At 70.3% G+C, this 333-nt stretch carries 1 pseudogene; it reads right to left on the bottom strand.

Annotated features, from left to right (window positions below):
• Positions 1-98 precede the first annotated feature (98 nt).
• Positions 99-333 (bottom strand): annotated as a pseudogene (locus EN807_RS35995) (CvpA family protein); the annotation flags it as partial.

Here is a 333-nt window from a genome sequence, read left to right as displayed (position 1 = left end):
CGATCGCTCGTCGAAAGCAACGCATGCCTTGCGGCGTTCACACCAACGTCAATCCCGGGGAAGCGCCCGCCTTGCCGCGGGCGCCCGTTTGACCGGGATCAGTTTGCCGGCGCCGGGCTGGCGGGAGCCGGAGCCGGCGCGTTGTCGGCCGGCGCTTCGCCTTCGCTGTCGTCGGCCGGCGCATCGGCATCGTCGCCGTTTGCCGGCGGTTCGGCCGCCGGCTGATCGGTCGTCGCGCCGGGTGCCACCGGCGTCTCGGTCGCGGGCGCACGCTTGTGCGTGTATTTGTTGACGAGGTCGTCCGTGTTCTCGGGAAGCAGGCTTTCGAGCTTG

Source organism: Mesorhizobium sp. M5C.F.Ca.ET.164.01.1.1, assembly GCF_004792125.1.
In the GTDB taxonomy this organism is placed as follows: Bacteria; Pseudomonadota; Alphaproteobacteria; order Rhizobiales; family Rhizobiaceae; genus Mesorhizobium; species Mesorhizobium wenxiniae.
The sequence above is the reverse complement of the archived record's forward strand: the minus strand, read 5'-3'. Positions and strand labels throughout refer to the sequence as shown.